The organism is Streptomyces sp. NPDC005963 (assembly GCF_040638655.1).
GTDB lineage: Bacteria > Actinomycetota > Actinomycetes > Streptomycetales > Streptomycetaceae > Streptomyces.
In genome coordinates, this window is record NZ_JBEXVD010000004.1 from 265,171 (window position 1) to 286,835 (window position 21,665).

Below are 21,665 nucleotides of genomic sequence, written 5' to 3' on the forward strand. Positions count from 1 at the left end.
GCTCACGCTTTGACCAGCCCCTTCATCGCGTTCCCCCCGAGAGCCAAGTACACGTCCTCCAGGCTGGGGGTTGCCAGCGAGAAGTCGTCGAGCGCCGCGAACGCCGCGCCACCCGTGACGGCGGCGACCGCCGCCCGAGCCTCGTCGGGGGCGAGTCTGAGCACCCAACGACGGCCCGATTCCTGTGCGGAGCCGCGCAGGGCGGCCACCTCGGGCACGTCGAGCGGCGCCCGTTCCCGCCAGACCAGTTCGACCCGGACCTCGCCGGCGATGTGTTCCTTCAGTCCGCCGGGGGTGTCGCAGGCGATGACCCGGCCGCGTTCGAGCACGGCGACCCGGTCCAGCACGGTCTCCGCCTCGATGACGTTGTGGGTGACCAGGACGACCGTGGTGCCGTTCTCGGCCCGGCGACGGTCCACAGCGGCCCAGACCGCCCGGCGCGCCACGGGGTCCATTCCGGTGGTGGGTTCGTCGAGGACCAGCAGCGGACGCTCGCCGACGAGCGTCGCCGCGAAGCAGGCCAGGCGCCGCTGTCCACCGGAGAGCTTCTTCAACGGTCGACCGGCGAGTTCGGCCAGACCCAGTTCGTCCAGTACGGCGTCGCGCTCGGCGCGGGCGTCACGGATGGTGAGCCCGCGGAGCCGCCCGGTGGTCTCGGCGGCCAGTGCGACGGTCAGTTCGTCGAGAGCGGTGGACTCCTGCCCGAGGTAGCCGATGAGCCGGGAGGCACGCTCCGGGTGCCGGACGAGATCGTGTCCCAGCACCTCGATGCTGCCGGCGTCCGGGCGCATCAGTCCGGTCAGCTGCCGCACGAGGGTGGACTTGCCGGCGCCGTTGGGGCCGAGCAGTCCGAAGATCTCGCCGCCCTGGACTTCCAGGCTGATTTGGTCGGTGGCCCGGATCTCGGGGGTTGCGGGCACCCCCCGGCGGGCACGCGCAGCGGGGTACGTCTTGACCAGCCGTCGCACCACGCACACCGTACTCACGAGGTATGAGAGTACGGGGTCGTCCGCGCTACTCCCCGGCGGGGGCGTGTTCCGCTGCCGCCTGGACGTCGATCTCCCGCCAGAATCCCGCCCTGATCGCATAGCGGTCGTGTTCGTCGATCTGGTCGTCCTTGTGCGCCAGCAGACCGAAACGCGCTGCGTAGCGCAGGAGTTCCCCGTCGATGCGGTGGGGAATCCGGGGGTACATCGTCGAGAGCTTCTGGACGTGGCCGCTCTCGGACAGCCGGGCCATCCAGCGCCGGGCGAAGACCTGACCCACCTCGAAGGGGTCACCCCCGACGGTGGTGATGTCCTCCTCGCGGTCGGCCCAGCGCTGCTCGGCGCTGGTGAGCTGGGCCAGGGTGGGAAGTGAGGCGGTTTCGGGCGGTTCGCCGAGGGGGCTGGTGTGCGGGCGTTCCACCCAGCCCTTGTCGGAGGACCAGCGCAGGGTGGCGTTCGGCGGTTGGGGCACCGGGGTCGCGCCGGAGGCGCGCAGCGCGGCCAGGTCCTTGGGGGTGGGGACGCCCTTCGCGGGGGGCGGTGCCTGAACCCCGGGGCGGTGCTCGGGGGTGGCCGGTCGGGTGCCGTTGGCCACGGGCTCGGCCGCCGCCTGCGATGCGGCGAGCGCCGACTCGGGCAGCGGGGCGGAGAGGATCGCGGCGATCTCCGGACGGGGTGCGGGGGGCGGGGCGCAGACTCCGGTGAGTTCCTTCGCGCGGACCGCTCCGGTGATCCAGGCCCGGTCGAGGACCCGTCGTTCGTCGGCTTCGGCGACGAGGTCTTCGGACTGGTTGTAGTCGCCGTCGGCGGCCTGCACAGCCCAGAGGTGGACCGCGACTCCGTGTTCCTTGGCCGACATCAGGCCGGGCAGGAGGTCTCCGTCACCTGTGACCAGCACCACGTCCGAACATGCACGATTTCTGGCCAGTTCAGTGAGCTCTGCATGCATGGCGGCATCGACGCCCTTCTGAGCCCACCGCCCATCACTGCGGGTCAAGGCGCCCAACCGGACGGTGACCCTGGGCATCACCCGAAGCCGTCGGTGCTCGGGCTGGGGGACTCGGTCGGGGGCGCCGTCGAACCAGTAGATGCGGAGCAGGGGGCGCTCCGTATCGGCTTCGGCGAGCTCACGCAGGCCCTGAATCAGGGCGGTGTGATCGACGGTGATCCGGGAACGCGCCGGTTCGCCGGCGAGCAGGCTCGCAGCGGCACCGAGGAGATAGCCGGCGTCCACCAACACAACGCAGCGGTCCACGCGCTCCACCCTCTTTCACACACTCCGAGGTCTCGGGGACCAAGGATCATTGGGGATCTTGGGGTTCTGAGATCTTGAGTTCACAGGGGCGTGAGGCCCCCGGAGACGTTTGCGGGCCGGGAATTCCTACCGACTGCTTCGAGTCTGCCCGACCGCGAAGGGCTAAACGGCCGGAACTCGATCATCGGCGTGGCGGAACCTCGTCAAGCCCGGTGACAAGGGGCGTTTACCCACGGCAATGATCCAAAATGCGACGTATCCCACCATATGTGAGTCTGGTCGCGACCCTGGCCCCGAGGCCCACGATGGAGGCACACCATGGCCAAGCACAAGAATCGCAAGGGTGGCCATCAGCAGGATCGCTCGGCACAGTCGGAGCGCCGCAACGAGGACGCGAAGTCGACCGCCTACGAAGCACAGGCCCAGCCGCAGTCGCAGGCACAGGGCAGCCCGGCGGATGTTGCACGTAAGCACCAGCGGCGTTTCGGCCACAACTGATCGCGCCGGCCGGTAGCACTCGAACCGCTGGACCGTCCGGGACGCCCGGCACGGCAGAGAAGGGGCGCGCTCATGACCACGAGCGCGCCCCTTCAGCGTCTTCAGTCGCCCCGGGCACTCTTCACCGAAAGCAGCGAAATCCGGGGGGCCTTCTGGGCCCTTGCCTCGGCTGCCGCCGGGTCAGCCGGCCAGACAGGACGGGCCGAGCAACACCTTGAGGTCGCCGAACAGCGCCGGATCGGGCTGCACTCGATGCCGGTCGAGCCTCAGCACGGTGGTCGTACGGGGCCCTTGGAGCTTGATCCGCACCTCGGTGTTGCCCCGGTGGTGGCTGAGGATCTCCCCGAGCCGGGTGACCATCGGCGGCGTCACCTTGACCGTGGGAATCGTCACCACCACAGGAGCGTTCGTCCCGGCCGATGAGAGGTCGGGGACCTGGAGCTCCATGGCCACGAGCCGGGGGACGTCCTCGCGCTTGTCGAGTCGCCCCTTGACGAAGACGACGGTGTCCTCGACGAGTTGGGTGGACACCAGCTGATAGGTGGCGGGGAAGAACATGCACTCGATGGAACCGGCGAGGTCTTCGACGGTGGCGATGGCCCAGGCGTTGCCCTGCTTGGTCATCTTGCGCTGGAGACCGGAGATGATGCCGCCGATGGTGACGATCGCCCCGTCCGCGTGCTCGCCGCCGGTGAGTTGGGAGATCGATGCGTCGCTCTTGTCCGACAGGACGTGCTCGATGCCGAAGAGCGGGTGGTCGGACACATAGAGCCCGAGCATTTCCCGCTCCTGCGCCAGCAGATAGGACTTCTCCCACTCGATGTCGGAGAATTCCACATCCAGCCCGAAACCGGGTTCGTCCGCACTGTCGTCGCCGCCCATTCCACCGAAGAGGTCGAATTGGCCTTCGGCTTCCTTGCGCTTGACCGCGACCACATTGTCGATCATCGGTTCATGGTGGGCGACGAGGCCCTTGCGCGTGTGCCCCATCTCATCGAATGCGCCGGCTTTGATCAGCGATTCAACGGTCCGCTTGTTGCAGACGACCGCCTCGACCTTGTCGAGGAAATCGGAGAAGCTCGAATACTTCCCCTTGGACTTGCGGCAGCGAATGATCGAGTCGACGACGTTGGTACCGACATTGCGAATGGCGGAGAGCCCGAACAGGATGACGTCGTCGCCCTGGGCCGCGAAGTTCGACTCGGATTCGTTCACATTGGGCGGCAGCACCTTGATGCCCATGCGCCGGCATTCGTTCAGATAGACGGCCGACTTGTCCTTGTCGTCCTTCACCGAGGTCAGCAGTGCCGCCATGTATTCGGCGGGATAGTTCGCCTTAAGATAGGCGGTCCAGTAGGTGACCAGGCCGTACGCGGACGAGTGGGCCTTGTTGAAGGCGTAACCCGCGAACGGCACCAGCACGTCCCACAGCGCCTGGATCGCCTCGTCCGAGTACTGGTTCTTCCGGGCGCCCGCCTGGAAGATCGTGAAGTTGGCGGCCAGTTCCTCGGGCTTCTTCTTGCCCATCACCCGGCGGAGGATGTCGGCCTCGCCCAGCGAGTAGCCCGCAATGATCTGCGCGGCCTTCTGCACCTGCTCCTGGTAGACGATCAATCCGTGGGTGATGTCCAGAACCTCCTTGAGAGGCTCCTCCAACTCCGGATGGATCGGGGTGATCTCCTGCTGCTTGTTCTTCCGCAGCGCGTAGTTCGTGTGGGAGTTCATTCCCATCGGGCCCGGACGGTACAGGGCCGAAACTGCGGAGATGTCCTCGAAGTTGTCCGGCTTCATCAGCCGCAGCAGGGAACGCATCGGGCCGCCGTCGAACTGGAAGACTCCGAGCGTGTCACCGCGGCAGAGCAGTTCGTACGTCGTGGGATCGTCCAGCGGCAGCGACAGCATCTCCAGGTCGACGCCCTTGTTGGACTTCACCATCTTGATGGCGTCGTCCATGATCGTGAGGTTGCGCAGACCCAGGAAGTCCATCTTCAGCAGACCGAGCGACTCACACTGCGGATAGTCCCACTGGGTGATGGTGACGCCGTCGGTGTGCCGCACCCAGACCGGCGCGTGGTCGGTGATCGTCTCGCTGGACATGATCACGCCGGCGGCGTGCACGCCCATCTGCCGGACCAGGCCCTCGACGCCCTTCGCGGTGTCGATGACCTTCTTCACGTCGGGTTCGTTCTCGTACATCCCCCGGATCTCGCCCGCCTCGCTGTAGCGCGGGTGGGAGGGGTCGGTGATGCCGGAGAGGTCGATGCCCTTGCCGAGGACGTCGGCGGGCATGGCCTTGGTGAGCCGGTCGCCCATCGCGTACGGGTAGCCCAGCACGCGGGCCGAGTCCTTGATGGCGTTCTTCGCCTTGATCTTTCCGTATGTGCCGATCATGGCGACCTTGTCGGCGCCGTACTTCTCCGTCACGTACCTGATCACTTCGACGCGCCTACGCTCGTCGAAGTCGATGTCGACGTCGGGCATGGAGACGCGCTCGGGATTGAGGAACCGCTCGAAGATCAGCCCGTGCTCGATCGGGTCGAGGTCGGTGATGCCCATGGCGTACGACACGATCGAACCGGCCGCCGAACCACGGCCGGGGCCCACGGCGATGCCCTGGTTCTTCGCCCACATGATGAAGTCGGCGACCACCAGGAAGTACCCCGGGAACCCCATCTTAATGATGACGTCCATCTCGTACTCCGCCTGCTTCTGGCGGTCGTCGGGCACACCGCCCGGGAATCGGCGTTCCATGCCGACCCGGACCTCTTCCTGGAACCAGGTGACCTCGGTGTAGCCCGCGGGGATGTCGAACTTCGGCATCAGGTTCTTCGCCTGGAACATGCCGGAGACGTCGACCTGCTCCGCGACCAGCAGCGTGTTGCGGCACCCCTCCTGCCAGGCGTCCGAGGAGTCCACCGCGTACATCTCGTCCGTGGACTTCAGGTAGTAGCCCGTGCCGTCGAACCGGAAGCGGTCCGGGTCGGAGACGTTCTTTCCCGTCTGGATGCACAGCAGCGCGTCGTGCGCCGCGGCCTCCTGGGGATACGTGTAGTGCGAGTCGTTCGTCACCAGCGGCGGGATGCCGAGCTTCTTCCCGATCTCCAGCAGACCGTCCCGCACCCGGCGCTCGATCTCGATGCCGTGGTCCATCAGCTCAAGGAAGTACCGCCCCTTGCCGAAGATGTCCTGGTACTCGGACGCCGCCTTCAACGCCTCGTCGAACTGCCCCAGCCGCAGCCTGGTCTGCAACTCGCCCGACGGGCACCCGGTGGACGCGATCAGACCCTCGGACCACTGCGCGATGGTCTCCTTGTCCATCCGGGGCCACTTCTGCAACCACCCCTCCTTGTATGCATCGGAGGAGAGGCGGAAGAGGTTGTGCAGGCCCGTGCTGTTCGCCGCCCAGATCGTCTTGTGGGTGTAACCACCGGAACCGGAGATGTCATCGCGCTTCTGGTGCGGCTGACCCCATTTGATCTTCCGCTTGTTCCGCCGGGACTCGGGGGCCACATAGGCCTCGATCCCGATGATCGGTGTCACCCCCGCCTTCTTCGCCTGATGGAAGAAGTCGTACGCGCCGTGCAGGTTCCCGTGGTCCGTCATCGCGATGTGCGACATGCCCATCTCATTGCAGGCAGCGAACATGTCCTTCAGCCGCGCCGCACCGTCCAGCAGCGAATACTGGGTGTGCACGTGCAGATGCGTGAAGGGCGGCTTGGTCACGGCGAGGGCCTCCGGAGAACGGGCGGTGAAGGGGCGGCGAGGGAGTCTGGGGGGACAGGCTGGAAGTCTACGACTCCCCACCGACACCTCATGGCGCAGAAGGCGAGGGCCGGGAGCCCGGAGTCGGGGCCCGAAGAGGGGAATGTCAGGGTCCGCGGATCGAGGTCGAAGGGGCCGCGGGCCGGGGCTGAGGGGTCCGCGGGCCGGAGCGCGGGAGTGGGCAGGAGTGCTCCGCAGGACTGGTTTTGCAGGGCCCGCAGTCAGACCGCCCGGCCCATGGGTCCGGTCGGGCACTACCCGCCGCGGCCGAGCGTTGGACGGGCTGGAACGGCCTTCTCGGCCCGGGCGGCCGGGAAGCGTCGATCGACCCGTACGTACCGCACCAGGAGGCACAGAGCGATGCCGGATCTGCACCCCGCCGAAGTCACGGCCGACGAGCGCGGCGAGGAGATACTCGCCGTCTTCGAGACCGCGTTCGGCGAGCTCCTGGCCGCCGATCCGGCGGCGTTCCGGGTCAAGTTCCGCAAGATGGCCTCCTCGGCGTTCGCCTTCTACCGGGGCACGGCCAGCCTCTTCTACCACGACCTGGAGCGGGAGCGGCCGAAGCCGTACGAGAGCCACCCGTACCTCGACGAGCGCACCAGTCGGGTCTGGATCCACGGTGATCTCCACGCGGAGAACTTCGGCACCTACATGGACTCCAACGGCCGGCTCGTGTTCAACGTCAACGACTTCGACGAGGCGTACGTCGGCCCCTTCACCTGGGACCTGAAGCGACTCGCGGCCTCGTTGGCGCTCATCGGCTACACCAAGGCGCTGAGCGACCAGCAGATCAGCGAACTGGTGAGCGTCTACGCCGCCGCCTACCGCGAGCGGATCCACGCGCTGGCGTCCGGGGCCAAGGACGACGACGTACCGCCGTTCACCCTGGACACCGCGGAGGGACCGCTGCTGGACGCGCTGCGCGTCGCCCGCTCCCTCACCCGCTTCTCCCTGCTCGACTCGATGACCGAGATCCGCGACTTCGAACGGCGCTTCACCCCCGGCGGCGGTTCCATCGAGCTCGATGCCGCCACCCGGTACAAGGTGCTTGCGGCGTTCGACGGATATCTGGAGACCCTGCCCGAGTCCAGCCTCACCCGTCCCGATTCCTACCGGGTGAAGGACGTCGTCGGCAGACGCGGCATCGGAATCGGCTCGGCCGGGTTGCCCTCGTACAACATCCTGCTGGAGGGCAACAGCGACGCCCTGGAGAACGACGTCGTCATCTACATGAAGCAGGCCCAGACGCCCGCCGTCTCCCGACACATCGACGACGTCACCGTGCGTGACTACTTCCACCACGAGGGCCACCGTACGGTGATATCCCAGCGGGCGCTCCAGGATCACGCGGACCCCTGGCTGGGGTGGACCGAGTTGGACGGCGCGGGCCAGTTGGTCGCCGAGGTGTCGCCCTACGCAGTGGACCTGGACTGGTCGGACATCGACGACCTGGACGAGATCGCGGCGGTCGTCGCCGACCTCGGGCGGGCGACGGCCACCATGCACGCCGCCGCGGACGACGAGAGCGGCCATTCCCTGGTGCCCTTCTCGACCGAGCGGGCCATCGACGCGGCCATCGCTGCCGACGAGGACGGCTTCCCCGCGCTGCTGATCGACTTCGCCCACCAGTACGGCGCTCGGGCCAGGCGCGACCACCAGGTCTTCGTCGACCTCTTCCGCAACGGACGCATCCCGGGACTGGAGGGGAACGGCATCCGTTAAGGCTCTTCTCAGGGAGCCATGGCACACTCGCAGACGATGGACGTATCGGGAATCCAGCTCAGGACGGTGCGGGCAGCGATCTTCACGGCACTGGTCGTGACGCTGTCCGCTGCCTCCCATGTGCTGCTGTCCCGCGCACCGCTGCCGTGGACCGTGGTCGCCGGGCTCTCGGCGGGCGTGTTCGCGATCGCCTTCGCCCTCTCCGGCCGTGAGCGGGGCTTCTGGCGGATCGCAAGCCTCCTCATCCCGCTGGAACTGGCCGCCGACACGGTGTTCACCGCCGGCCAGGACCTCTGTTACGGACCCGGCGGCGGCCCGGTGACGGGATCGCTGAGGGCGCTGGGGCTCGACGTCCTGTGCGGCGGGAGCGTGGGCGCCGCCCTGCCCGGGGTCACAGGTGCGGAACCGGGCGCCACCATCGTGCTCGGCACCACCCATCCCGCGCTGCCCTGGGTCCTGCTCGCCGCCCATGTGTCGGTCGGGCTGCTGGCGGCGGCCTGGCTGTGGCGCGGGGAAGCGGCGCTGTCGGGGCTGATGCGGACGATGGCCGCGTTCGCCTTCCGACCGCTGCTGCTCGCCGTCGTCGCGGCGAGGGGGCTCCCGCACACCCTGCGCCCCCTGATGCGGTCGCTGCCGCGGCACACGGCCTCCCGCACCGCGCTCCTGGTCCACTCCCTCGGACTGCGCGGCCCTCCCGCCGCGGTCGCGGCCCTCGGCTGAACCGAGCCCGTCCCGTGTGATCAGGCCGTCCGCTCGACGATCACCGGAAGGTCCCGGCGCGCGTCCCCTCCTCATCCCGCGCGGATGGCAGCGGCGTCCTCGCCCGCCCGCCCGAAGCTCCGCGTTCGAAGGAATGGGCGGCCACCGGCACCTTCCCGGGGAATCGAACGCCGCCTTTCGGTATCCCGTTCGGACTGCCCGATCCCGTTCGGACGCCCGGACCACAGGGCCACAGGGCCACCAGCAGCCGCCATGCAGATACGCCCCTTTTCCAGAATTCCCTAAAAATCCCCACATTCTTCCGCACCTCCCGGTGCGGCGTCACACGGAGTGATTCACCATGAGTTCACGCAACAGCAAGGCGAACAAGGCCGCGGCCCGCGAGCGGCTGCGTCTGGAGCGCGAGGCGCAGGCGAAGAAGGACAAGACGCGTCGGCAGTTGATCGTCGCGGGCTCCACCATCGCCGTACTCGCGATCGCCGGTGGCATCAGCTACGGCGTGATCCAGTCCAACGAGCCGGACCACTGGGAGTCGGTGGCCAAGGAGAAGACGGTCACCGCACCCAAGAACACCGACGGCAGCAATGGCACGAACGTCGTCATCGGCAAGCCCGGGGCCAAGAAGACCCTCGAACTCTACGAGGACGCCCGCTGTCCTTCCTGCGCCAAGTTCGAGCAGGGCGTCGGCGAGACGGTGAAGAAGGACCTCGCCGCGGGCAAGTACAAGGTGAAGTTCGTGGGCGCGACTTTCATCGACAACATGGACCAGGGCTCGGGCTCGAAGAACGCGCTGAGCGCCATGGGCGCCGCGCTGAACGTGAGCCCGGAGGCGTTCTCCGACTTCAAGGCGGCGCTCTACTCCAAGGAGTTCCACCCCACCGAGAGCAAGGACGACTTCGCCAAGGACTCCTACCTGCTCAAGGTCGCCGACTCCGTCCCCGCCCTGAAGGACAACGCCGAGTTCAAGAAGAACGTCGAGGACGGAACCTTCGACGCCTGGGCGATGAAGATGTCCAGCGCGTTCGACAAGAGCGGGGTCGGCGCCACTCCGACCCTCAAGGTCGACGGCAAGAAGGTGGTCGTGGACGGCACGGACAGTCCGCCGATGACGCCCGCCGAGTTCAACACGGCGATCGACAAGGCGCTGAAGGGCTGACCCTGACGGCGGCCCCGCGGCCCGCGTGAACCGACCGGCCGGCCTACGCGCAGCCGCGGACGCCCGTGCGGATGCCTTCGTCCCGGCTCCCGACGGCCGGCCGCGGACGGCACGGGCCCGCTCCTCCTCAAGGTCGAGCGGGCCCGGCCGCCGTACGGTCGCACCAGCCGCGGACCGTCAGCCCTCCCCCAGCGTCGCCAGGAAACCGAGCGCCACCCGCCACGTCTGCTCGGCGGCACACTCGTCATAGTCCGGAAGGTCCGGATCCGTGTAGAGGTGGCCGGCGCCCGGATAGCGGTAGACCTCCACGTCCGCCCCCGCGCGCCCCATCCCCAGGTACCACGCGGTCAACCAGTCGTGCGGCTCGAAGGCGTCCGGGTCCGCGATGTGCAGTTGTACGGGCAACTCGTCGACGGCGGCGTTCGGCGCGATGTCCGAGGTGCCGTGCAGCAGGAGCAGGCCGCGCGCCTTCGTGTCCCCGGCGGCCAGGTTCTGCGCGATGGATGCGCCCAGCGAGAACCCCGCGTACACCAGGCCGCGTTCCGAGTAGGGCGCGGCGGCGAGCACCGCCCGCTTCAGGAGTTCGTCCTTGCCGATCCGCTCCTTGCAGGCCATGCCCTCCTCGACCGTGTCGAAGGTCTCCCCCTCGTACAGATCTGGGGTCCACACCCGGTGACCGGCGGCTTCCAGACGCTCGGCCGCCGCCCGGACGGCGGGCCGCAGGCCATAGGCGGAATGAAGAAGCATGATGTCCATGGAGTCAGGTTACGTTCGAAGACATGGAGAACGTGCTGCGCCCATTGATCGTCCTCGGCGGTACGGCCGTGCTCACACTGCTTGTGGGCTGGCTTGCTGACCTGCTACTTCGCCGTGCCCACGCCCGGCATCCGGAGGCTCCCCTGTGGGGTCTGCTCCGGCAGTGTCGGGTTCCGCTCCAAGTGGTCCTCGCCGCGGCCCTGCTGCGGGGCAACTACCAGCAGGCGGAGTTGGAGACCATCCGCGACCACCACGCGGGCATCGGACAGGTGCTGACCCTGGTCCTGATCGGTGCCTCCGCATGGCTGGTGGTGAAGATCGCCACCGCCATCGTCGAATCCACCTACAGCCGCTACGCGGCGGCCACCCGCGATCCGGCCCGGGTCCGCCGGGTGCGCACCCAAGTGACCCTGATCCAACGCGTGGTCATCGCCGTGGTGGGAGTCGTCGCCGTCGCCGCGATGCTGCTGACGTTCCCCGCGATGAAGACCGTGGGAACCTCGATGCTCGCTTCGGCCGGGCTCATCGGCATCGTGGCGGGCGTCGCCGCCCAGTCGACCCTGGGCAACCTCTTCGCCGGCTTCCAGATCGCCTTCGGTGACATGGTGCGCATCGGGGACACCGTGGTGGTGGACGGCGAGTGGGGAACCGTCGAGGAGATCACCCTCACGTTCCTGGCCGTCCGGACCTGGGACGAGCGCCGGATCACCATGCCGGTGTCCTACTTCACCAGCAAGCCGTTCGAGAACTGGTCGCGCGGTGGAGTGCAGATGACCGGCACCGTGTACTTCCATCTGGACCACTCCACTCCGGTGGCCCGGATGCGCGAGCAGTTGCACGAGGTCATCAAGGACCATCCCGCGTGGGACCGACGCGACTGGTCGCTCGCGGTCACCGACACCACGCCCACGACGATCCAGGTGCGTGCCGTGGTCACCGCGAAGGACGCCGACGACATCTGGACCATCCGCTGTGCCGTGCGCGAGCAGTTGATCGGCTGGCTGCACGAGCACCACCCCCATGCGCTGCCGAAGGTCGCGACCGCGCCGGCCGCCCTGTTGGGCTCCGCCGAACCGGCTGCACAACCGCCCGCCGTGCCGGCCCTCCCGAACGGCCGGGCACCGAAGGAGGGCCCGGCCGCCGAGGGCGAGCCGGCCCGGACGGGCCGCGGCTGAGGGGGATCGCGGGGCCGGCGGGGCGAGCGCATGTCAGTGACTGCGCTCCGCACCACCGTTGACCTGGATCACCTGGGCGGTGATGTGCCCGGCGGCGGAGGACGCCAACCAGTGCAGGGTCTGTGCGACGTCTCCGGGACGGGCGACGCGCCCGGTCGCAGTCTCGGCGGCCAGGGCGCTCCTGCGCTCCTGCGCCAGGGGTTCGGCGAAGAAGTCGGTGTCCTCCACCCAACCCGGTGCGACGACGTTGACGGTGATCCCCCGCGGTCCGAGCGTGCGGGCCAGTTGGAAGGCGTACGGGTGGAGAGCGGCTTTTGACGCCCCGTAGGCCGCCGATCCCGACCCCCGGTAGGCGGCGATGGAGCTCAGGAAGAGCACTCGGCCGCCGGGGGTCGCCAGATGGTCCTTGAGCGCCTCGGTGAGCAGGGCCGCGGTCAGCGTGTTGAGCCGGAAGTTCGTGGTCCAGTCGTGTTCCAGGGCCGCGAGCGGATCGCTGTGCGCGCGTTGCTCCTCCCTGTTGCCGTTGCCGCCCGCGCTGTTCACCAGTACGTCGACCGCGCCGTACTCGCGCTCGACGAAGGAGGCGGCGCGCAGGACGTCCGCGGGATCGCTGAGGTCGACGGCGAAGTGGCCCGCGGACGGCAATCGTCCGGCCGCACGCGCCAGAACCTCTTCGCGGCGCCCGAGGAGCACGACCCGGTCTCCGTCGGCGGCGAAGGACTCCGCCGCGGCGAAGCCGATTCCGGTGCCGCCACCACTGATCACCACGGTTCGTGCCATGTCAGGAGCCTAAGGGCTGTCCCGTCGTGCCCGGTGGATCAGCGCGCGGCGTCAGATGCGGTGCATCGCGCGGCGTCACAGCGGTACATCGCGCGGCGGTCCGCCCTCAGCGCAGGCTGTGCACGTCCAACTGCCGCAGTACCCGGTCGACCACCTCCGGGTTCGCGCCCGGCTCGCTCCGGGCGGACAGCACTTCATGGCGGGCGGCCGACATCATCTCGCGTTGGATGCGCCGCATCGTGCGGACCCGTTCGGTTCGTTTCGCGTACCAGTCGCGTCGGTCCTCGTCGACGATGTCGGGGCTGATCCGTGCTCCCACCTCGTACGCGCCCCGGAGGAGCCGCTCGCCGACCTCATCCGGAATGTCCTCGACCGCTTCGATCTCCCGGAGTCGGTGGCGGGCGGCCTTGGCCGCTCTGACGGCGAGATCGTGCTCCAACTGGCGCTCGGCCTCCCCGTCGGCCCGCACTCCGAGGCGGCGCACCAGCCAGGGCAGCGTGAGTCCTTGGAGGAGCAGGGTGGCGAGGATCACGACGAAGGCGACGAAGACGATCTCATGGCGTCCGGGGAAGGGCGCCCCGCTCTCCGTGGTCAGCGGAATGGCGAGTGCCAGGGCCACCGAGGCCACTCCGCGCATCCCCGACCACCACATGACCACGGTCTCGCGCCAACTGACCGGAATGTCCTCGTCGAGGTCACGTCGGGAGTGCAACTTCTTCGCGAGCCACGTGGCGGGGAGCAGCCAGAGCAGCCGTACGGCGACGACGACACCGGTGATCGCCGCGCCCCAGAGCAACAGTTGGGGCACCCGCCCGTCCTCGGTGCCGAAGACGTTGTGGAGTTCGAGCCCGATGAGCCCGAAGGCGACCCCGGTGACGAGCGTGTCGATGATCCGCCAGAAGGTGTTGCCTGCGAGCCGCCCCATCACATCGTCGGCGTCCGCGGCGTGTTCGGCCAGGTAGAGGGCCGTGGTCAGTACGGCGAGCACACCGGAGCCGTGCAGTTCTTCGGCCAGCACGTACGCCACGAACGGCACCATCAGGGAGAGCCCGACCTGAAGGGTGGCATCGCCGAGGAGGCCCATGAGCTTGTTGGTGACCCAGCCCAGTGCCAGGCCCACCACGACGGCGACCACGGCCGAGAGGACGAGTTGACCGACGGCTGCCGGCCAGGAGAACGTGCCGCTCACCACGGCGGCGATGGCGACGTGGTAGAGGACGATGGCCGTCACATCGTTGAAGAGGCCCTCTCCTTCGAGGATGGAGACGAGTCGGCGCGGCAGACCGAGCCGACCTGCGACGGCGGTGGCCGCCACGGGGTCGGGCGGGGCTAGCAGGGCGCCGAGGGCGACGGCCGCGGCGATGGGCAGTCCGGGCAGGAGCGATTGGGCGACCGCCGCGACCGCCACCGTGGTGACGAAGACCAGGGCGACCGCGAGCAGCAGGATGGGCCGCACATTGGCGGCGAACTGCCGCCAGGAGGTCCGTTGGGCCGCCGCGTAGAGCAGGGGCGGCAGGATGAGCGGCAGGATGAACTCGGGCGGGATCTCCACCGGCGGAGCGAAGGGCAGAAAGGCCACTCCCGCACCGGCCAGGGTCATCAGCACGGGTGCCGGCAGATCGAGTCGTTCGCCGAGGGGCACGGTCACCACGGCTCCGAGCAGCAGGGCGAGCAGCAGCGCCACCTGGTCCACGAGTGTGCCCTTCGGGGTGGGGGACCTCCATGATCAGGGGCTCAGCCTGCCATGCGAGATGCCCTTTTTGCCCGAATAGACCGATCGCTGCCGTGGAGTGCGCCCAGGTCTGACCGCACGCCCGAGCGATTCAGCCGTGCAACTCGCGCCGCATCGAACGGTGCGCGATGCCTGCTTCCGTCATTTCCTCGCCGTACGCCGCATAGCCCAGCCGCTCGTAGAAACCGAGGGCATGGCTCTGTGCATGGAGGTCCACCACCTTGAGCCCACGGTCGCGGGCGGCCTCTTCCACGGCACGCACCAGCGCCACGCCCACGCCCAGCCCTCGGGCCGTCCGGAGCACGGCGAGCCTGCCCAGCGAACCGACCGCGAGATCGCCGCCGGTGCGCGCTGCGGCGGCCGGCCCGTGGAGCAGTCGCCCGGTGCCCACGGCCGTACCCTCCTCATCGACCGCCAGGACGTGCACGGTGTCGGCCCCGGGTTCGTCGAAGGCGTCGTACTCGATGTCGATGGACACGCCCTGCTCGGTGACGAAGACCTCACGGCGCACGGCGAAGCACGCCTGCCGATCCGCGGGCCCCTCGGCCACGCGCACCAGGGCCACCGTCAGGCGCTCTCGGCTGCGATCGTGTCCAGCGCCCGGCGGAGGTCGTCGGGATAACCGGACTCGAACTCCACCCACTGACCGTCCGACGGGTGCTCGAACCCCAGGCGCACGGCGTGCAGCCACTGCCGGGTCAACCCCAGCCGCTTGGCCATGGTGGGGTCCGCTCCGTAGGTCAGATCGCCCACGCAGGGATGCCGGTGCGCGGCCATGTGCACCCGGATCTGGTGGGTGCGGCCGGTCTCCAGTTTGATGTCGAGCAGGGAGGCGGCGCGGAACGCCTCCAGGAGGTCGTAGTGCGTCACCGACGGCTTGCCCTCGGCGGTGACCGCCCACTTGTAGTCGTGGTTGGGGTGGCGACCGATGGGGGCGTCGATCGTGCCGCTCATGGGGTCGGGGTGCCCCTGCACCAGCGCGTGGTACCGCTTGTCGACCGTACGCTCCCGGAACTGCTGCTTCAGCAGGGTGTACGCCCGCTCGGACTTGGCGACCACCATCAGCCCGGAGGTCCCTACGTCGAGCCGGTGCACGATGCCCTGGCGCTCGGCCGCCCCGGAGGTGGAGATGCGGTAGCCCGCCGCGGCAAGACCACCGATCACCGTGGTGCCGGTCCAACCGGGGCTGGGGTGCGCGGCCACACCGACGGGCTTCACGATCACCACGATGTCGTCGTCGTCATGGATGATCTCCATGCCTTCGACGGGCTCGGCCACGATCTGGACCGGGGCGGGCGCCTGGGGCATCTCCACCTCAAGCCAGGCACCGCCGTGGACCCGCTCGGACTTTCCCACCGCGGAGCCGTCGACCAGCACTTTCCCCGCAGCGGCAAGCTCGGCCGCCTTGGTACGAGAGAACCCGAACATCCGGGAGATGGCGGCGTCGACGCGCTCGCCTTCAAGGCCATCGGGTACGGGCAGGGTGCGGATCTCGGGAAGCGTGCTCACCTGTCGAGTATGCCTTGTCCGCCACCGTGCACGGCCCGCCGGAGCGGACGCCTGTGGACAACCCGCCCGGCACCCGGTGCGCGCGGTGGTCGATCAGTCCTTGTGGACGGTCCCGTCGGGGTCCAGTCCGCGGAAGGAGAGGATCACGATCAGGATGCCGCCGCAGACGATCGCGGAGTCGGCCAGGTTGAAGACGGCGAAGTGCTTGGGTGCGATGAAGTCCACCACCGCACCCTCGAAGACTCCCGGCGCCCGGAAGATGCGGTCGGTGAGATTGCCGAGCGCCCCGCCCAGCAGCAGGCCGAGCGCAATGGCCCAGGGCAGGCTGTAGAGCTTGCGGGCCAGCCGGGCGATCACCACGATCACCGCTGCGGCGATGACGGTGAAGATCACGGTGAAGGCCTCGCCGATACCGAAGGCGGCACCGGCGTTCCGTACCGCTTCGAACTGCAACCAGTCACCGATGATCTCGATCGGCGCATGGTGCTCCAGCTTCGCCACCACGATCATCTTGGTGACGAGGTCGAGCGCGTACGCCACGACCGCCACACCGAAGAGCACGGCGATCCGCCGTCTGCCCTTCGGCTGCTCGGCCGACGCCGCAGCGTCGCCGTCCACATCCGGCGTACCGATGGTCCGCTCCGCCTCTGCCACGTGAGTCCCTCAACCTAGGTGCCTGACTGACCACGAGGGTACGGCACGGACGTACGAACTCAGCCCCTGCGCTCCTGCTTCTGCTTGCACTCCACACACAGTGTGGCGCGGGGGAATGCCTGCATACGGGCCTTGCCGATGGGCTTCCCGCAGTTTTCGCAGACACCGTAGGTGCCCGCGTCCAATCGCAGCAGCGCGCGCTCCGTCTGCTCCAGCATCTCGCGGGCGCCGGCCGCCAGTGACAGTTCGTGTTCGCGGGTGATGTTCTTCGAGCCCATGTCGGCGTCGTCGTCACCCGCTCCGCCACCGGAATCGCGCATCAAGCCCATCAGTGCGGCCTCGGAGGCCGCGAGCTGGGCATTGAGCCTGGTCACCTCGCCCTCCAGCTCCGTGCGGGCCTCTGCGACCTCCTGCGGGGTCCACGGGTCCTCGCCCGGGCGCACCGCCAGCTCCTGCGGAGTGGCAGCAGCCGCCGCACGGGCCGTGGGCACCGCCGCCGGGCCGTCGCCGGCAGCCACGGTCTTCTCTGTTCCCACCGTTCTGGCTCCTGTCTGCTTCGCGGCCTCAGCCGCCCCGGCCGCGGATGCGGCCTCGTGCGCGGCCTGACCAGCCGCCTTCTTCCGCGGGGGGATTCGCACGTCGGTTCGATCGGACGCTTTCCCCGTCGCAGCCTTCTTAGCCGCGGCCTTCGTAGCCGCCTTCTGGGCGGTCTTCGCGGCCGTGGTCTTCTTGGCGCCGGCGTGCTGGGTGCCGGCCTTCTCGCTGGCGGTCTTCTTGCTGGGGGTCTTCTTCGCTGAGGTCTTCTTCGCTGCGGCCTTCTTGGGGGCCGCCTCTGCTGGCTCCTCCGTCCGTTTCGCAGCCGCCTTCTTGGCCGGAGACTTCTTCGCCGCCGCTCTCTTCGTTGCGGCCTTCTTCGCGGGAGTCGCCTTGCGGGCCCCGCCCGCGGCCTTCTTCGCCGCCCCGTGCGGTGTGTCGGCAGAGCCTTCCGAGCCCTCGGCGTTCGCCGCAGCCGCGGTGGATCGCCCGGACGCCGATTCACCCTCGGCAGTCTTCTTCGCCACCATGGCCGCGGCCCCTTCACATATTGTGATCTTGCACGCGAATCGTGCTGGGACGATAAATCGACTCCAGCTCCGCAGCAAACGGGGCACACCGCCTATTCCGCTCGTAAGTCGTCCCGTCAAACGGACCTGCATCCGTTGTGCCCAGCTCCCCGCTCGACGAACCGGCCCGGACGGGCGCGCGGATCCCTCGAACATCCAGGGACGCCCACGGACGCCCATCTGGCCGTTCGGGTCACCCGGGAGCCCTTCGCCGAGCTCGGAGGAAGCCGGTCGTGGATCCACCGCGGCGCCCCTTACACTGGCCGGAGCGAAAGGCTTGGATGGGGACGAGTAGCGTCGTACGCAGCCATGAGCGACCCGGGGACGGTGCGAGCCCGGGGGCGAGCGCGATGCGAAGGATCACCCCGGAGCCGCCGGAAGAAAGCCGTCAGGCGATTAGACCCGGCTACGCGACCCCAATGAGGGGGCGGTGCGCACTGCGCCGCCAAGGAGGGTGGTACCGCGGGAGCAATCAGCTCTCGTCCCTCCGACGGAAGAGAAACTGTCCGCCGGAGGAGTTCGTCGATGACACCCCCGCAGTACCGCCAGGTGCCCGCCCAGGTCGACCTGCCCGCGCTGGAGCACGCCGTGCTCGACTTCTGGCGCGACAACAAGGTCTTCGCCAAGAGCCTCGCCCAGTCCGAAGGCCGCCCCGAGTGGGTGTTCTACGAGGGCCCGCCGACCGCCAACGGGATGCCGGGCGCCCATCACATCGAGGCCCGCGTCTTCAAGGACGTCTTCCCCCGGTTCCGTACGATGCGCGGCTACCACGTCGCCCGCAAGGCCGGCTGGGACTGCCACGGACTGCCGGTCGAACTCGCCGTCGAGAAGGAACTGGGCTTCTCCGGCAAGAAGGACATCGAGGCGTACGGCATCGCGGAGTTCAACGCGAAGTGCCGTGAGTCGGTCGGCCGCCACACGGACGCCTTCGCCGAGCTCACCGAGCGCATGGGCTACTGGGTCGACCTCGACGACGCCTACTGGACCATGAAGCCCGAGTACATCGAGTCGGTCTGGTGGTCGCTGAAGGAGATCTTCAACAAGGGCCTGCTCGTCCAGGACCACCGGGTGGCCCCCTGGTGCCCCCGCTGCGGCACCGGTCTGTCCGACCACGAACTGGCACAGGGGTACGAGACGGTCGTCGACCCCTCCGTGTTCGTCCGCTTCCCGTTGACCTCGGGCCCGCTCGCCGGCGACGCCTCGCTCCTGGTGTGGACGACGACCCCGTGGACCCTGGTCTCCAACACGGCCGTCGCCGCCCACCCCGACGTCACCTATGTGGTCGCCACGAACGGCGAGGAGCGACTCGTCGTCGCCGAACCGCTGGTCGAGAAGGCGCTCGGCGAGGGTTGGGAGCAGACGGGGCAGACCTTCACCGGCGCGGAGATGGAGCGCTGGACCTACGAGCGACCGTTCGAGCTGGTGGAGTTCCCCGCTCCGGCGCACTACGTCGTCAACGCCGGGTACGTCACCACCGAGGACGGCACGGGTCTGGTCCACCAGTCCCCCGCGTTCGGTGAGGACGACCTCAAGGTCTGTCGCGCCTACGGCCTGCCCGTGGTGAACCCGGTCCGCCCGGACGGCACCTTCGACGAGGACGTCCCGCTCGTGGGTGGTGTCTTCTTCAAGAAGGCGGACGAGCAGCTCACCGCGGACCTCCAGGCACGCGGCCGACTCTTCCGGCACGTGCCGTACGAGCACAGCTACCCGCACTGCTGGCGCTGCCACACCGCGCTGCTCTACTACGCCCAGCCCTCCTGGTACATCCGCACCACCGCGGTCAAGGACCGGTTGATCGCGGAGAACGAGGCGACCAACTGGTTCCCCGACTCGGTCAAGCACGGCCGGTACGGCGACTGGTTGAACAACAACATCGACTGGGCCCTGTCCCGCAACCGCTACTGGGGTACGCCGCTGCCGATCTGGCGCTGCGAGGAGGACCACCTCACCTGCGTCGGATCCCGCGCCGAACTGTCCGAGCTGACGGGGACCGATCAGTCGGCGCTCGACCCGCACCGGCCCTACATCGACGACGTCACCTTCGACTGCCCCCAGTGCTCCGGCACGGCGACGCGCGTGCCCGAGGTCATCGACGCCTGGTACGACTCGGGTTCGATGCCCTTCGCTCAGTGGGGGTACCCGTACCAGAACAAGGACGTCTTCGAGAAGCGCTACCCGGCGCAGTTCATCTCCGAGGCGATCGACCAGACGCGCGGTTGGTTCTACACGTTGATGGCGGTCGGGACCCTCGTCTTCGACAAGTCCTCCTATGAGAACGTGGTCTGTCTCGGCCATATCCTCGCCGAAGACGGCCGAAAGATGTCGAAGCACCTGGGGAACATCCTTCAGCCGATCCCCTTGATGGACCAGCACGGCGCCGACGCCGTCCGCTGGTTCATGGCGGCCGGCGGTTCTCCCTGGGCCGCACGCCGGGTGGGTCACAGCACCATCCAGGAGGTGGTGCGCAAGACCCTGCTCACCTACTGGAACACGGTGGCGTTCCAGGCCCTGTACGCACGGACCTCCGGCTGGTCCCCCTCCGCGGCCGACCCCGCCCCGGCGGACCGCACGGTCCTGGACCGCTGGTTGCTCAGCGAGCTCCACGCCCTGGTGGACCAGGTCACCGAGGCGATGGAGGGGTACAACACCCAGCGCGCAGGAAAGCTGTTGTCGGCCTTCGTCGACGACCTCTCCAACTGGTACGTGCGCCGGTCGCGCCGCCGCTTCTGGCAGGGCGACCCGGCCGCGCTCCGGACGCTGCACGACGTGATCGAGACGGTCACCCGTCTGATGTCCCCGCTCACCCCGTTCATCACGGAACGGGTCTGGCAGGACCTGATCCGTCCGGTGTCGCCGGACGCACCGGAGTCGGTGCACCTCAGCTCCTGGCCCGATGCCGATCTCGACGCGATCGACCCCGAACTGTCCCGGCAGATGGTGCTGGTGCGACGGCTGGTGGAGTTGGGCCGGGCGACCCGGGCTGAGTCCGGCGTCAAGACACGTCAGCCCCTGTCGCGCGCCCTGGTGGCCGCGAACGGTTTCGACGCGCTCTCCGACGACTTGCGGGCCCAGATCACCGAAGAGCTGAACGTCTCCTCGCTCGCCTCCCTCTCCGAGGTCGGCGGTTCGCTCGTCGACACGACGGCCAAGGCGAACTTCCGTGCACTCGGCAAGCGGTTCGGCAAGGGAGTCCAGGACGTGGCGAAGGCCGTGGCCGCCGCGGACGCCGCCGAACTCTCCCTCGCCCTGCGGAACGGTACGGCGACGCTGGAGGTCGAGGGCGAGACGATCTCGCTGACACCGGATGAGGTCATCATCACCGAAACCCCGCGCGAGGGCTGGTCGGTGGCCTCGGACTCGGGTGCCACGGTGGCGCTCGATCTGGAGATCACCCCCGCACTGCGCCTCGCGGGGCTGGCTCGCGATGCCATCCGACTCATCCAGGAAGCCCGCAAGAACAGCGGTCTGGACGTGGCGGACCGGATCGCGGTGGTGTGGAGTTCATCGGATGCGTCCACGACCGAGGCGCTCACCGCCCATGCGTCCCTCATCGCGGACGAGGTTCTGGCGACGGCGTTCACCGCATCGGACCCGGATGACTCGTACGGCCCCGCCTTCACCGACGATTCACTGGCGCTGACCTTCCACCTGCGCAAGCAGTAGCGTCCGCACCCGGCCGGGGCGGTCTTCCACACAGGGAAGACCGCCCCGGCTTCGTCTTGTCCGGGTGCGCCCACACTGGGTGGAACACCGGGGGTCTTGTCCAGGTCAGCAGCCCCGAGAAACAGGGCGTCCGCGCAAGGAAAAGGGCCGTGCCCAGGACTGTTGTCCTGGGCACGGCCCTTCGACTGCCG

Annotated in this window: 16 protein-coding genes; 6 read left to right on the forward strand and 10 right to left on the reverse strand. The window is 68.6% G+C overall.

Features of this window, described 5'->3' with window-relative positions; genetic code table 11:
• Window positions 1–2 precede the first annotated feature (2 nt).
• Both ABZ348_RS09050 and ABZ348_RS09055 read right to left on the reverse strand, forming a co-directional pair.
• On the reverse strand, window positions 3–977 hold the full coding sequence (locus ABZ348_RS09050; RefSeq protein WP_358931073.1) for an ABC transporter ATP-binding protein: 975 nt from the start codon (window positions 975–977) through the stop codon (window positions 3–5).
• Between the two features lie 37 nt (window positions 978–1,014).
• Window positions 1,015–2,250 carry an NYN domain-containing protein gene (locus ABZ348_RS09055; protein ID WP_358930873.1) on the reverse strand — a complete coding sequence of 412 codons (1,236 nt, stop codon included), beginning with the start codon at window positions 2,248–2,250 and terminating at the stop codon, window positions 1,015–1,017.
• 309 nt (window positions 2,251–2,559) lie between these two features.
• Between ABZ348_RS09055 and ABZ348_RS09060 the strand changes: the two genes are divergently transcribed.
• Window positions 2,560–2,739 (forward strand): hypothetical protein, encoded by a 180-nt coding sequence (locus ABZ348_RS09060; RefSeq protein WP_358877758.1) that lies wholly within the window; start codon window positions 2,560–2,562, stop codon window positions 2,737–2,739.
• Between the two features lie 180 nt (window positions 2,740–2,919).
• Here ABZ348_RS09060 and dnaE read toward each other — a convergent pair whose 3' ends face one another.
• Window positions 2,920–6,462, reverse strand: a complete 3,543-nt coding sequence (gene dnaE, locus ABZ348_RS09065; protein WP_358930875.1) for a DNA polymerase III subunit alpha — start codon at window positions 6,460–6,462, stop codon at window positions 2,920–2,922.
• Window positions 6,463–6,861: 399 nt separating this feature from the next.
• On the opposite strand from dnaE, the gene ABZ348_RS09070 reads away from it, so the two are divergent.
• The 3 genes from ABZ348_RS09070 (at window position 6,862) to ABZ348_RS09080 (ending at window position 10,102) form a co-directional block, all read left to right on the forward strand.
• Window positions 6,862–8,226, forward strand: a complete 1,365-nt coding sequence (locus tag ABZ348_RS09070) for a DUF2252 domain-containing protein (protein ID WP_358930877.1) — start codon at window positions 6,862–6,864, stop codon at window positions 8,224–8,226.
• 36 nt (window positions 8,227–8,262) lie between these two features.
• Window positions 8,263–8,946: a hypothetical protein gene (locus tag ABZ348_RS09075; protein WP_358931075.1), complete on the forward strand. Its 684-nt coding sequence runs from the start codon at window positions 8,263–8,265 to the stop codon at window positions 8,944–8,946.
• Window positions 8,947–9,286: 340 nt separating this feature from the next.
• The gene (locus ABZ348_RS09080; protein ID WP_358930879.1) at window positions 9,287–10,102 is read left to right on the forward strand and encodes a DsbA family protein; all 816 of its coding nucleotides are present in this window, start codon (window positions 9,287–9,289) and stop codon (window positions 10,100–10,102) included.
• Between the two features lie 177 nt (window positions 10,103–10,279).
• Here ABZ348_RS09080 and ABZ348_RS09085 read toward each other — a convergent pair whose 3' ends face one another.
• Window positions 10,280–10,858, reverse strand: a complete 579-nt coding sequence (locus ABZ348_RS09085) for a dienelactone hydrolase family protein (protein WP_358930881.1) — start codon at window positions 10,856–10,858, stop codon at window positions 10,280–10,282.
• 23 nt (window positions 10,859–10,881) lie between these two features.
• On the opposite strand from ABZ348_RS09085, the gene ABZ348_RS09090 reads away from it, so the two are divergent.
• Window positions 10,882–12,033, forward strand: a complete 1,152-nt coding sequence (locus ABZ348_RS09090) for a mechanosensitive ion channel domain-containing protein (protein ID WP_358930883.1) — start codon at window positions 10,882–10,884, stop codon at window positions 12,031–12,033.
• 33 nt (window positions 12,034–12,066) lie between these two features.
• Here ABZ348_RS09090 and ABZ348_RS09095 read toward each other — a convergent pair whose 3' ends face one another.
• From ABZ348_RS09095 to ABZ348_RS09120, 6 genes are all read right to left on the reverse strand, one after another.
• Window positions 12,067–12,813, reverse strand: coding sequence for an SDR family oxidoreductase (locus ABZ348_RS09095; RefSeq protein WP_358930885.1), 747 nt, complete (start codon window positions 12,811–12,813; stop codon window positions 12,067–12,069).
• A gap of 106 nt (window positions 12,814–12,919) precedes the next feature.
• Window positions 12,920–14,506, reverse strand: a complete 1,587-nt coding sequence (locus tag ABZ348_RS09100) for a Na+/H+ antiporter (RefSeq protein ID WP_358930887.1) — start codon at window positions 14,504–14,506, stop codon at window positions 12,920–12,922.
• Between the two features lie 130 nt (window positions 14,507–14,636).
• The gene (locus ABZ348_RS09105; protein WP_358930889.1) at window positions 14,637–15,110 is read right to left on the reverse strand and encodes a GNAT family N-acetyltransferase; all 474 of its coding nucleotides are present in this window, start codon (window positions 15,108–15,110) and stop codon (window positions 14,637–14,639) included.
• Window positions 15,111–15,112: 2 nt separating this feature from the next.
• Window positions 15,113–16,054, reverse strand: a complete 942-nt coding sequence (locus ABZ348_RS09110; protein WP_358930891.1) for an RluA family pseudouridine synthase — start codon at window positions 16,052–16,054, stop codon at window positions 15,113–15,115.
• A 93-nt stretch (window positions 16,055–16,147) separates the two neighbouring features.
• A complete protein-coding gene (gene lspA, locus ABZ348_RS09115) occupies window positions 16,148–16,687 on the reverse strand; it encodes a signal peptidase II (protein WP_358931077.1) in 540 nt (179 codons plus the stop codon).
• A gap of 80 nt (window positions 16,688–16,767) precedes the next feature.
• Window positions 16,768–17,772 carry a TraR/DksA family transcriptional regulator gene (locus ABZ348_RS09120; protein ID WP_358930893.1) on the reverse strand — a complete coding sequence of 335 codons (1,005 nt, stop codon included), beginning with the start codon at window positions 17,770–17,772 and terminating at the stop codon, window positions 16,768–16,770.
• A gap of 564 nt (window positions 17,773–18,336) precedes the next feature.
• On the opposite strand from ABZ348_RS09120, the gene ileS reads away from it, so the two are divergent.
• Window positions 18,337–21,474, forward strand: a complete 3,138-nt coding sequence (ileS, locus tag ABZ348_RS09125) for an isoleucine--tRNA ligase (protein ID WP_358930895.1) — start codon at window positions 18,337–18,339, stop codon at window positions 21,472–21,474.
• The last annotated feature ends 191 nt before the right edge of the window (window positions 21,475–21,665 follow it).